Source organism: Streptomyces sp. NPDC006365 (genome assembly GCF_042870755.1).
Taxonomy (GTDB): domain Bacteria; phylum Actinomycetota; class Actinomycetes; order Streptomycetales; family Streptomycetaceae; genus Streptomyces; species Streptomyces xiangluensis.
Map to the genome: position 1 here is coordinate 171,398 of NZ_JBIAHS010000015.1, position 12,001 is coordinate 183,398.

A 12,001-nucleotide genomic window follows, 5' to 3' on the forward strand; every position below is an offset into this window, starting at 1 on the left:
ACGGCGACGGACGTGACCCTGAGGGGCGCCCAGCGGAACGTATCTGCGCACGGCGGATCCCCCGCTCTTCGCTCACTGCGACTCCCCAGTCACGCTACGCTCACGAGGATTGCGACTCAGACAAGGACCCAAGCAACTCAGACAAGCAACTCAGCCGAGCAATCCAGACAAGCACCTCGACTTCGGACCGACAGCTCACTCAGGCACCGCCTGTTCACGGCAGAACGGCACAAGACGACGAATGCCCCAGCACACCTCCGGGTCAGACAGGGCGGCTGTTCCCCCCGCTGCCCGCGGCGACGTGCGGCCGCCCGCGCCCTCGACGCTCGACGAGTTGTGGAGGTCGTACAAGGCGACGGGCGACGAGCGGCTGCGCGAGCAGCTGATCCTCCACTACTCGCCGCTGGTGAAATACGTCGCGGGCCGGGTGAGTGTGGGGCTGCCGCCCAATGTGGAGCAGGCGGACTTCGTCTCATCCGGGGTGTTCGGTCTGATCGACGCGATCGAGAAGTTCGACATCGAGCGGGAGATCAAGTTCGAGACGTACGCGATCACCCGGATCCGGGGCGCGATGATCGACGAACTGCGGGCGCTGGACTGGATTCCGCGGTCCGTGCGGCAGAAGGCGCGCAACGTCGAGCGGGCCTACGCGACGCTGGAGGCCCGGCTGCGGCGCAGTCCGTCGGAGGGCGAGGTGGCCCACGAGCTGGGCATCGGAGTGGACGAACTCCACGCCGTCTTCAGCCAGTTGTCGCTGGCGAACGTGGTGGCCCTCGAGGAACTGTTGCACGCAGGCGGCGAGAGCGGTGACCGGCTGAGCCTGATGGACACGCTCGAGGACACCGCGGCCGACGACCCCGTGGAGGTCGCCGAGGACCGCGAGCTGCGGCGATTTCTCGCACGGGCCATCAACACGCTGCCCGAGCGCGAGAAGACCGTGGTCACGCTGTACTACTACGAGGGCCTCACGCTCGCCGAGATCGGCAACGTACTTGGGGTGACGGAGAGTCGGGTCAGCCAGATCCACACGAAGTCGGTGCTCCAGTTGCGGGCGAAGCTTGCGAGCTTCGGACGCTGACCGCTGCTGACGGTGGCTGACAGCCGACGGCCTCCGCCGACCTGGCACGCGCCTCCTGCTCCTCTCCGCTCCCTTCGGTCGGGGCGTCCTCGGACCGTCCGGCCGAGGAGTCCTGATCAGACCCCGTCATGCGGAGTGACTCCCCTCGCGGGTGGTCCATCCGTAAAGTGGAGGCGTGCCAAGGATTCGAGCGGCCTCCGTGGCCGAGCACCGGTCGATGCAGCGAGCCGCCCTGTTGGACGCGGCACGATCATTGCTGTCGCAGGGTGGGACTGAGGCGCTGACGTTTCCCGCGCTCGCCGAGCGCACGGGACTCGCGCGGTCCTCCGTCTATGAGTACTTCCGGTCACGGGCGGCCGTGGTGGAGGAACTCTGCGCGGTCGACTTCCCGGTATGGGCGGCCGAGGTCGAGGCGGCGATGTCGCAGGCCGAGACGCCCGAGGGCAAGGTCGAGGCGTATGTCCGCCAGCAGCTCGCCCTGGTCGGCGACCGGCGGCACCGGGCCGTCGTCGCCATCTCCGCGAGCGAACTCGACGCGGGCGCGCGCGAAAAGATCCGCGCTGCGCACGGCGGCCTCGTCGCCATGATCGTGGAAGCGCTCGGGGACATGGGCCACGACCAGCCCCGCATGGCCGCCATGCTCCTCCAGGGCATCGTGGACGCTGCCGTACGGCGCATCGAACTGGGCGCGGCCGAGCATCCGGACGCCATCACCGATGCCGCTGTGGCGATGGCGTTGCGGGGGGTGCGGGGCTGAGGCCCTTCTCGGTTGATCGGAGGGTGAGTTCGCTCTTCCGGGCTTCCTTCCGCCTCCGCCTCCTGGGCTTCTCCCACCCTCCCCCTCCGCCTCTGCGGCAATACGGTCAACTGGACGCGACGTCCGGCCACGCCGGCACTGCTCCCCCTACGTCGGTGGTCCCTCCGGTACGCCGATGACCGGGAGCAGGCGTGAAGGGCCGCGGCGGAGTAGACCCGGAGGCAGCAGGGAGAGCGGGTCCAGGTAGGTGTCGGCTCGGAGTAGGCCCCAGTGCAGGCAGGATGCCTGGCAGTGGGAGCCCGTGGATTCCACGACACCGACGATGTCGCCCGGCGCCACCTCGTCTCCCTTCTTCGCTGTCGCACGCACCGGTTCGTAGGTGGTGCGCAAGGGGGGATCGCCGGTGCTGCCGAGTTCGATCGAGACGACTCCGCGGCCCGCGACCCTGCCCGCGAAGGTGACCCGGCCTGGGGCGATGGCGCGGACGGGCGTGCCCGGTGGCGCCGCGAGGTCCACGCCGCGGTGGCCCCGGCCGTACTCCGTCGTCGGCGGGTCCCAGCCGCGGGTCACCGGCGGGCGTACTCCCACCGGCCAGGCGCGGCCGACAGCCGGGACCGACGAGCCATCGGCTCCCGGCGGTGGCGGACCGTCCGCGTCTCCGGGGGCCGATGCCCCGGCCGCGGGTAAGGCGAGGCCGAGGGCGATCACCGTCAGGCCCAACAGCAAGGCCGGCCACGTACGAAGACACCGCTGACATCGTCGAACTCGTCGACATCGATCTGCTTGCATGCGAGAACGCTCCCGCGATCCGCGGGGAAAGGTGGATCTTGGCCAGGATCTGTGGAGTACCGGGCGGTTGTGGACAGCGGCGTCACCCGGTGCCTCGCGTGTCCCGTACACTTCTGGTGGCGATCCGGGTCACCGGGTCGACTTCGCACGCCCCGACATCGGGCCACCAAAAGCCGGTGTCAGCGCCCCTCGGTCCCTAGTGGCAGGCGCATCGCGGGCGTCAGGCGCGAGTGCCGTCCGGCACGCGCGGCACAACCGAGAACACCAAGGAGTACGGCCATGGCCGTCGTCACGATGCGGGAGCTGCTGGAAAGCGGCGTCCACTTCGGTCACCAGACCCGCCGTTGGAACCCGAAGATGAAGCGATTCATCTTCACGGAGCGCAACGGCATCTACATCATCGACCTGCTCCAGTCGCTGTCGTACATCGACCGCGCCTACGAGTTCGTCAAGGAGACCGTCGCCCACGGCGGCACGGTCATGTTCGTCGGCACGAAGAAGCAGGCGCAGGAGGCCATCGCTGAGCAGGCCACCCGCGTCGGCATGCCTTACGTCAACCAGCGCTGGCTTGGCGGCATGCTCACCAACTTCTCGACCGTCTACAAGCGCCTGCAGCGCCTGAAGGAGCTCGAGCAGATCGACTTCGAGGACGTGGCCGCCTCCGGCCTCACCAAGAAGGAGCTGCTGGTCCTCTCCCGCGAGAAGGCCAAGCTGGAGAAGACCCTCGGCGGTATCCGCGAGATGCAGAAGGTGCCCAGCGCCGTCTGGATCGTGGACACCAAGAAGGAGCACATCGCGGTCGGCGAGGCCCGGAAGCTCAACATCCCGGTCGTCGCCATCCTCGACACCAACTGCGACCCCGATGAGGTCGACTACAAGATCCCGGGCAACGACGACGCGATCCGCTCCGTCACCCTGCTCACCCGTGTGATCGCCGACGCCGTCGCCGAGGGCCTCATCGCCCGCTCCGGTGCCGCTGCCGAGGCCAAGGGTGAGAAGGCCGCCGGCGAGCCTCTCGCCGAGTGGGAGCGCGACCTGCTCGAGGGTGGCGAGAAGAAGGCCGAGGAGGCCACCGCCACCACCGAGGCGGCGGCCCCCGCTGAGGCTGCTGCTGAGGCCCCCGCCGAAGCCCCCGCTGAGGCTGCCGCTGAGGCCCCCGCCGCCGAGGCCGAGAAGCCGGCCGAGGCCGAGCAGGCCTGACCCCGGCGTCGCAGGCCTTGACCTCCGCGTCGCGGGCCTGACTCCAGCGTCACGGCTCAAAGTGACGGCGGGCGGCGCCAGCGCGCCGCCCGCCGTTCACCCGTAGACCGTAGATCTTCGGTGGACGCCCGCCCGATCAGCGGCGGACGCCGACTTCGAGACTTCGAACTCCGAGAAGAGATTCACTGATCATGGCGAACTACACCGCCGCCGACGTCAAGAAGCTCCGCGAGCTCACCGGCGCCGGCATGATGGACTGCAAGAAGGCGCTCGACGAGGCCGACGGCAACGTCGACAAGGCCGTTGAGGCCCTGCGCATCAAGGGCCAGAAGGGCGTCGCCAAGCGCGAGGGCCGCTCCGCCGAGAACGGCGCCGTCGTCTCCCTGATCGCCGACGACAACACCTCCGGTGTCCTCGTCGAGCTGAAGTGCGAGACGGACTTCGTCGCCAAGGGCGAGAAGTTCCAGGCCGCCGCGAACGCGCTCGCCGCGCACGTCGCCGCCACCTCCCCGGCCGACCTCGAGGCGCTGCTCGCCTCCGAGATCGAGCCCGGCAAGACGGTTCAGGCGTACGTCGACGAGGCCAACGCCAACCTGGGCGAGAAGATCGTCCTGGACCGCTTCGCCCAGTTCTCCGGCGAGTACGTCACCGCGTACATGCACCGCACCATGCCCGACCTGCCCCCGCAGATCGGTGTCCTCGTCGAGCTGGACAAGCCGGACGCCGAGACCGCCAAGGGCATTGCCCAGCACATCGCCGCCTTCGCGCCCAAGTACCTCTCCCGTGAGGACGTTCCGGCCGAGGTCATCGAGAGCGAGCGCCGGGTCGCCGAGGAGACCACGCGTGCCGAGGGCAAGCCCGAGGCCGCCCTGCCGAAGATCGTCGAGGGTCGCGTCAACGCCTTCTTCAAGGACGCCACGCTCCTCGGCCAGCCGTACGCGCTCGACCAGAAGAAGTCCGTCCAGAAGGTCCTGGACGAGGCCGGTGTCACCCTGAAGCGCTTCGTGCGCATCAAGGTCGGCATCTGAGTCCGTGCCGCGATCCACGCGAGAGCCCGCTAGGGTCGACAACAGTCGTCCTCGCACGTGGGCACGCGCGCGTGCGTGACGGACGACAGCAGATCTGACGAGGAGGCCATTGCCGCGCATGGGATGAGACACCCCACCGGCAATGGCCTTCTTCGCATGTGCGACACGTAAAAGAGGCGAGATCTCCATGACCACCACCAAGGCCGACAAGGACGACAAGAGCGATCACGGCAAAGGCGCGGGGCGCTTTCTGCTGAAGCTTTCCGGTGAGGCGTTCGCCGGTGGCGGGGGACTGGGCGTCGACCCCGACGTGGTGCACAAAATCGCCCGAGAGGTGGCAGCCGTTGTCCGCGGCGGTGCCCAGATCGCCGTCGTCATCGGCGGCGGCAACTTCTTCCGCGGTGCCGAGTTGCAGCAGCGCGGCATGGACCGGGCCCGCTCCGACTACATGGGCATGCTCGGTACGGTCATGAACTGCCTCGCCCTTCAGGACTTCCTGGAGAAGGAAGGCATCGACTCGCGTGTGCAGACCGCCATCACCATGGGGCAGGTCGCGGAGCCGTACATCCCGCTGCGTGCCGTACGCCACCTGGAGAAGGGCCGCGTGGTCATCTTCGGCGCCGGTATGGGCATGCCGTACTTCTCCACCGACACCACCGCCGCCCAGCGCGCCCTGGAGATCGACGCCGAAGCCCTGCTGATGGGCAAGAACGGTGTGGACGGGGTCTACGACTCCGACCCGAAGACCAACTCCGGGGCCGTCAAGTTCGACTCGCTCAGCTACGGCGAGGTCATCACCCGCGACCTGAAGGTCGCCGACATGACAGCCATCACGCTCTGCCGGGACAACAAGCTGCCCATCCTGGTCTTCGAGCTTCTGGCGGAGGGCAATATCGCGCGCGCCGTCAAGGGTGAGAAGATCGGCACTCTCGTGGGTGATCAGGGCAGCCGGGCCTGACAGGGGCAGTCCCTGCCAGGAGGACGGACCCTGACCGGGGGATGGACAATGTCCTGTCGGTCGGGAACCGTGCAGTAATAAGACGCGACGCAGCCGGCTGCCGACCCCGACCAGGAACAGCTGCCGGGCCTACTCAAGACACGCAGGAGCAAGTGGTGATCGAAGAGACCCTCCTCGAGGCCGAGGAGAAGATGGAGAAGGCCGTCGTGGTCGCCAAGGAGGACTTCGCCGCGATCCGCACCGGTCGTGCGCACCCGGCGATGTTCAACAAGATCGTGGCCGACTACTACGGCGCACTGACGCCGATCAACCAGCTGGCCTCGTTCTCGGTGCCGGAACCGCGGATGGCCGTGGTGACCCCATTCGACAAGAGCGCGCTGCGCAACATTGAGCAGGCGATCCGCGACTCCGACCTGGGCGTCAATCCGAGCAACGACGGCAATATCATTCGGGTGGTGTTCCCCGAGCTGACCGAGGAGCGCCGCAGGGACTACATCAAGGTCGCCAAGACCAAGGGTGAGGACGCCAAGGTCTCGATCCGATCCGTCCGCCGCAAGGCCAAGGACGCCATCGACAAGATGATCAAGGATGGCGAGGTCGGCGAGGACGAGGGCCGCCGTGCGGAGAAGGAGCTCGACGACACCACCGCGAAGTACGTCGCTCAGGTGGACGAGCTGCTCAAGCACAAGGAATCAGAGCTGCTCGAGGTCTGATGAACGACTCTTCCTGGGGGGCACCGCCACAAGCCGGGTACTGGGGGCCGCCCGACCAGGGGCCTGCCCAGGGCGCTGCCCCGGCGGGTCCCGCGTACGACGCGCACAACGCCCAGCAGACTCGCCCCATGCCCATCGTGCCCGACGTACCCGCGCATGGCGGAGACCAGGATGACGACCGGGGGGCCGCTTTGGCGGGTGGCCCCCTGTTCCGCGACGAGACGCCGCCGCACCGGGCTCCGTCGCACCACCAGCCCCAGCCCCAGCCGCAGGAGCCCATGTCCAGCGCCCCACAGCCGGCGTCCGCACCGCAGAAGAAGAACGCGGGTCGCGACCTGGGTGCTGCCATAGGTGTCGGCGTCGCGCTCGGTGCGGTGATCGTCGTGTCGCTGTTCGTCGTCAAGGCCGTCTTCGTCGGCGTCATAGCGGTCGCCGTCGTGGTCGGCCTGTGGGAGCTGACCTCGCGGCTCCAGGAGCGCAAGAGCATCAAGGCGCCTCTTGTGCCGCTCGCGCTCGGCGGCGCGGCGATGGTCGTCGCCGGATACGTGCGGGGGGCCGAGGGCGCCTGGGTGGCGATGGCGCTCACCGCTCTCGCCGTCCTCGTCTGGCGCATGACGGAACCACCCGAGGGCTACCTCAAGGACGTCACAGCGGGCGTCTTCGCGGCCTTCTACATCCCGTTCCTGGCCACGTTCGTGGCCATGATGCTCACCGCCGACGACGGCGCGCGGCGGGTCCTCACATTCCTGGCGCTGGCCGTGGTGAGTGACACGGGCGCCTACGCCATCGGCTGGCGCTTCGGCAAGCACAAGCTCGCTCCGCGCATCAGCCCCGGCAAGACCCGCGAGGGCCTGCTCGGTGCGGTCACCTTCGCCATGGCTGCGGGCGCCCTGTTCATGGAGTTCCTGATCGAGGACGGCACCTGGTGGCAGGGCCTGCTGATGGGCTTCGCGGTCGCGGTCACCGCCACTCTCGGCGACCTCGGAGAGTCCATGATCAAGCGTGACCTGGGCATCAAGGACATGGGGACGCTGCTTCCGGGGCACGGCGGCATCATGGACCGCTTGGATTCCCTGCTGCCGACAGCGCCGGTGGTGTGGCTGCTGATGGTGATCTTCGTCGGCTCCGGGTGACCTTTGTGCATCGCCGCTGACCTGCACGTTCATACGTGAGGGGCTCGTTGTCCACAGGTGGCGAGCCCCTCTTCGTATGTCTGCGACACTTGTATGGCCATGCCTAAGCCCGGAGAACTCGTTTTCGTCGCCCCCCGCGGAGCCAAGAAGCCGCCGCGGCACCTTGCCGATCTCTCGCCCGCCGAGCGCAAGGAAGCCGTTGCCGCGATCGGTGAGAAGCCGTTTCGTGCCAAGCAGCTCTCGCAGCACTACTTCGCGCGGTACGCGCACAACCCGGAGCAGTGGACCGACATCCCCGCCGGTTCGCGCGCCAAGCTTCAGGAGGCGCTGCTTCCCGAGCTGATGACGGTCGTGCGACATCTGTCGACCGACCAGGACACCACCCGCAAGACCCTGTGGCGGCTGTTCGACGGGACGCTCGTGGAGTCCGTGCTGATGCGCTACCCGGACCGGGTCACCATGTGCATCAGCTCGCAGGCGGGCTGCGGCATGAACTGCCCCTTCTGCGCCACCGGACAGGCCGGGCTCGACCGGAATCTGTCGACTGCCGAGATCGTGCACCAGATCGTCGACGGCATGCGGGCCCTCAGGGACGGCGAATTCGGGGGGTCTGGGGGGTCGTCCCCCGAGAATGGAAACAGTCCCGGTGGTCCGGCGCGGCTCAGCAACATCGTCTTCATGGGCATGGGCGAGCCCCTCGCCAACTACAAGCGCGTCGTCGGGGCGATACGGGCGCTCACCGACCCCGAGCCGGACGGCCTCGGGCTGTCGCAGCGCGGCATCACCGTATCGACCGTCGGACTGGTCCCCGCAATCCACAGGTTCGCCGACGAGGGCTTCAAGTGCCGGCTCGCCATCTCGCTGCATGCGCCGGACGACGAACTGCGCGACACCCTCGTACCCGTCAACACGCGCTGGAAGGTGCGGGAAGTCCTCGACGCCGGATGGGAGTACGCGGCCAGGTCCGGGCGCCGGCTGTCCATCGAGTACGCGCTGATCCGGGACATCAACGACCAGGCGTGGCGCGGCGACCGGCTCGGCCGGCTGCTCAAGGGCAAGCCCGTGCACGTCAACCTGATCCCGCTGAACCCGACGCCCGGCTCCAAGTGGACCGCCTCCCGGCCCGAGGACGAGAAGGCCTTCATCGAGGCGATCGCCGCGCACGGGGTGCCGGTCACCGTCCGGGACACCCGTGGCCAGGAGATCGACGGGGCGTGCGGACAGCTCGCGGCCACCCAGCGCTGACGGGAGTCAGGGCACGGGCTGATCACAGCGTCCGCCGAGCGGTGGGCACGGGCGGATCAGGCGGTACCCTGACCTCCGTACACACCTTCATACCTGCAAAATCCGACAGGGGAGCGCCACAGCGCTGAGAGTGCGGCACGGCCGCAGACCCTCTGAACCTCGCCCAGGTCATTCTGGGTAGGAAGTTCGGTCTTCACTCGAGCCAGCTGTTGCGCCCTGCCCGGGAGCCTCGGGAGTTCTCCGAGAGTGCCGGGCAGGGCCGCGTCTCTTCTGGTCATCCCCAGGAGGGATCCAGTGAGCACCACCAAGAAGTTCGTGGCCGTGGCCGTCGGGCTCGGTCTGGTCACGCTGTCCGCATGCACGTCGTCCGGCTCCGGGGACGGGGAAGGGGCCTCGGAGTCCAAGACCGTCACCCTCGTCAGCCATGACTCGTGGGCGGCGTCCGAGAGCGTGATCAGCGACTTCGAGAAGCAGTCCGGCTACCAGGTGAAGGTCCTCAAGGACGGGGACGCAGGCCAGGCCCTCAACAAGGCGATCCTCACCAAGGACAACCCGCAGGGCGATGTCCTCTTCGGCGTCGACAACACCCTGCTGTCCCGGGCGTTCGACAACGACCTGTTCCAGGCGTACGAGGCCAAAAACTCCGATCTGCTGCCCCCGGAGTACCGGATCGACCAGCAGAAGAAGCGGGTCACGCCCATCGACTTCGGCGACATCTGCGTCAACTACGACAAGGCCTACTTCGAAGAGAACGACCTGACCCCGCCGGAGTCCTTCGACGACCTCGTCAAGCCCGAGTACAAGGACCTCCTCGTCACCGAGAACGCCTCCACCTCCTCGCCCGGCCTCGGCTTCCTGCTGGGCACCGCCGCAAAATACGGCGGCGACGGCTGGCAGGACTACTGGACGAAGCTCAAGGCCAACGGCGTGAAGGTCGTCGACGGCTGGGAGCAGGCCTACAACGAGGAGTTCTCCGGGTCCGCCGGCGGCAAGAAGGCGAAGGGGGACCGGCCGCTCGTCGTCTCCTACGCCTCCTCTCCGCCCGCCGAGGTCGTCTTCGCCGACCCCAAGCCGGACACCGCACCGACCGGCGTCGCCTACGGCACCTGCTTCCGGCAGATCGAGTACGCGGGACTGCTCAGCAACGCCGAGAACGCAAAGGGCGGCAAGGCCCTCATCGACTTCCTCATCTCTAAGAAGTTCCAGGCCGACATGCCGCTCAACATGTTCGTGTACCCGATGCGCGAGGACGCGCAGATCCCCGAGGAGTTCACGAAGTACGGCGCGCCGGCGGAGGACTCCGAGGTCATGGCGCCCAAGGAGATCGCCAAGAACCGTGACCAGTGGGTCAAGTCATGGACGTCGCTCGTACTGAAGTAAGGGCCGGACGCCCCATGACACCGGCTCCCGGGAAGAACGCGGCGCGGCTCGCCCTGCTGATCGTGCCCGTCGTGTTCTTCGCGCTCTTCTTCGCCTACCCCGTCGCCGCGATCGTCGCGCGCGGCCTCGAGGCCGACGGGGGCTGGCACTTCGGCCGGATCACCGATGTCGTCACCCAGCCCGACATCCGGCATGTGCTGTGGTTCACCACCTGGCAGGCGTTCGTCTCCACGGCGCTCACGCTGCTCATCGCGCTCCCCGGCGCGTATGTCTTCGCGCGCTTCGACTTTCCGGGCAAGCAGATCCTGCGCGCGGTCGTCACCGTCCCGTTCGTCCTGCCGACCGTCGTCGTCGGGTCGGCGTTCCTCGCCCTGATCGGCCGGGGCGGTCTGCTCGACGAACTGTGGGGCGTCCGCCTCGACACCACCGTCTGGGCCATCCTGCTCGCGCACGTCTTCTTCAACTACGCCGTCGTCGTACGCACCGTCGGCGGCCTCTGGTCGCAACTCGACCCACGTCAGGAGGAGGCAGCGCGGGTGCTCGGCGCCTCACGGTTCGCGGCCTGGCGCAAGGTCACGCTCCCCGCGCTGAGCCCCGCCGTGGCCGCCGCGGCGCTGATGGTCTTCCTCTTCACCTTCACCTCCTTCGGTGTGGTGCAGATCCTGGGCGGTCCCACCTTCGCCACTCTGGAAGTCGAGATCTACCGGCAGACCTCGGAGATCTTCGACCTCTCCACCGCCGCCGTGCTCACCATGATCCAGTTCGTGGCGGTGGGGGCGATCCTCGCGGTCCACGCATGGACGGTACGCCGCCGGGAGACGGCCCTGCGCCTGGTCGACGCCTCCGTGACCGCGCGACGGCCGCGTGGCGCCGGGCAGTGGACGCTGCTCGCCGCGGTCCTCGGCACCGCCGCCGTACTGCTCGTATCGCCACTGGCCGTGCTGGTCCAACGCTCGTTGGACGCGCCCGGATTCGCGTACTACAAAGCGTTGACCGATGACGAGAGCGGCGTCTTCCTCGTCCCGCCCATCGAGGCCGTCGGCAATTCACTGCAGTACGCCTGCGCCGCCACCGCCCTCGCCCTGCTGATCGGCGGTCTCGCGGCCGCCGCGCTCACCCTCCCCCATTCTCGGCTTCGCTCGAACGGGGGGACCCCCATGGACGCAGGCCGTCTCGTGCGGGGCTTCGACGCGCTGCTCATGCTCCCGCTCGGCGTTTCCGCGGTGACCGTCGGCTTCGGTTTCCTGATCGCGCTCGACGAGCCGCCGCTGGACCTGAGAAGCAGTTGGATCCTGGTGCCCCTCGCCCAGGCGCTGGTCGGCGTCCCTTTCGTCGTACGCACCATGCTGCCCGTCCTGAGAGCCGTGGACGTACGGCTGCGTGAGGCAGCGGCCGTGCTCGGAGCCTCGCCATGGCGGGTTTGGCGCGAGGTCGATCTGCCGATGGTGCGGCGGGCCCTGCTGATCGCGGCCGGGTTCGCCTTCGCCGTCTCGCTCGGCGAGTTCGGCGCGACCGTCTTCATCGCCCGGCCCGACAACCCGACCCTGCCGGTCGCCGTGGCCCGGCTCCTCGGACGCGCCGGCGAGCTCAACTACGGCCAGGCGATGGCCCTTTCGACGATCTTGATGGTGGTGTGCGCGGTGGCGCTGCTCCTGCTCGAACGCATCCGCACCGACCGGACGGGGGAGTTCTGACGATGCCTAAGCGCGATGCGATGCAC

The 12,001-nt window shown here is 68.3% G+C and carries 11 protein-coding genes and 1 riboswitch; of the genes, 10 read left to right on the forward strand and 1 reads right to left on the reverse strand.

The window, feature by feature from the left end:
* Nucleotides 1–241: 241 nt before the first annotated feature.
* Together whiG and ACFYO0_RS33060 are read left to right on the forward strand one after the other, a co-directional pair.
* Complete coding sequence (gene whiG / locus ACFYO0_RS33055; protein WP_388683473.1) at nucleotides 242–1,078, forward strand: RNA polymerase sigma factor WhiG; 837 nt, start codon at nucleotides 242–244, stop codon at nucleotides 1,076–1,078.
* Nucleotides 1,079–1,277: 199 nt separating this feature from the next.
* Nucleotides 1,278–1,835 (forward strand): TetR/AcrR family transcriptional regulator, encoded by a 558-nt coding sequence (locus tag ACFYO0_RS33060; protein WP_388683600.1) that lies wholly within the window; start codon nucleotides 1,278–1,280, stop codon nucleotides 1,833–1,835.
* Nucleotides 1,836–1,982: 147 nt separating this feature from the next.
* Here the strand turns inward: ACFYO0_RS33060 and ACFYO0_RS33065 are convergent, their stop codons facing one another.
* Nucleotides 1,983–2,624 carry a M23 family metallopeptidase gene (locus tag ACFYO0_RS33065; RefSeq protein ID WP_388683475.1) on the reverse strand — a complete coding sequence of 214 codons (642 nt, stop codon included), beginning with the start codon at nucleotides 2,622–2,624 and terminating at the stop codon, nucleotides 1,983–1,985.
* 279 nt (nucleotides 2,625–2,903) lie between these two features.
* Between ACFYO0_RS33065 and rpsB the strand changes: the two genes are divergently transcribed.
* The 8 genes from rpsB (at nucleotide 2,904) to ACFYO0_RS33105 (ending at nucleotide 11,975) form a co-directional block, all read left to right on the forward strand.
* Entirely contained in the window at nucleotides 2,904–3,824 is a 921-nt protein-coding gene (gene rpsB / locus ACFYO0_RS33070) for a 30S ribosomal protein S2 (protein WP_388683477.1), read from the forward strand.
* Between the two features lie 191 nt (nucleotides 3,825–4,015).
* Nucleotides 4,016–4,852 (forward strand): translation elongation factor Ts, encoded by an 837-nt coding sequence (gene tsf, locus ACFYO0_RS33075; RefSeq protein WP_388683478.1) that lies wholly within the window; start codon nucleotides 4,016–4,018, stop codon nucleotides 4,850–4,852.
* A gap of 187 nt (nucleotides 4,853–5,039) precedes the next feature.
* Nucleotides 5,040–5,810, forward strand: coding sequence for a UMP kinase (gene pyrH, locus ACFYO0_RS33080; RefSeq protein WP_388683480.1), 771 nt, complete (start codon nucleotides 5,040–5,042; stop codon nucleotides 5,808–5,810).
* A gap of 155 nt (nucleotides 5,811–5,965) precedes the next feature.
* Entirely contained in the window at nucleotides 5,966–6,523 is a 558-nt protein-coding gene (gene frr / locus ACFYO0_RS33085) for a ribosome recycling factor (RefSeq protein ID WP_033321128.1), read from the forward strand.
* Complete coding sequence (locus ACFYO0_RS33090; protein WP_388683482.1) at nucleotides 6,523–7,656, forward strand: phosphatidate cytidylyltransferase; 1,134 nt, start codon at nucleotides 6,523–6,525, stop codon at nucleotides 7,654–7,656. The genes frr and ACFYO0_RS33090 overlap by 1 nt, the downstream gene beginning before the upstream one ends.
* Before the next feature lie 99 nt (nucleotides 7,657–7,755).
* A complete protein-coding gene (gene rlmN / locus ACFYO0_RS33095) occupies nucleotides 7,756–8,901 on the forward strand; it encodes a 23S rRNA (adenine(2503)-C(2))-methyltransferase RlmN (protein ID WP_388683484.1) in 1,146 nt (381 codons plus the stop codon).
* A 97-nt stretch (nucleotides 8,902–8,998) separates the two neighbouring features.
* Nucleotides 8,999–9,103: riboswitch (TPP riboswitch) on the forward strand.
* 92 nt (nucleotides 9,104–9,195) lie between these two features.
* Nucleotides 9,196–10,281 (forward strand): thiamine ABC transporter substrate binding subunit, encoded by a 1,086-nt coding sequence (locus ACFYO0_RS33100; protein WP_388683487.1) that lies wholly within the window; start codon nucleotides 9,196–9,198, stop codon nucleotides 10,279–10,281.
* A complete protein-coding gene (locus ACFYO0_RS33105) occupies nucleotides 10,257–11,975 on the forward strand; it encodes an ABC transporter permease (protein ID WP_388683489.1) in 1,719 nt (572 codons plus the stop codon). The genes ACFYO0_RS33100 and ACFYO0_RS33105 overlap by 25 nt, the downstream gene beginning before the upstream one ends.
* Nucleotides 11,976–12,001: the final 26 nt, after the last annotated feature.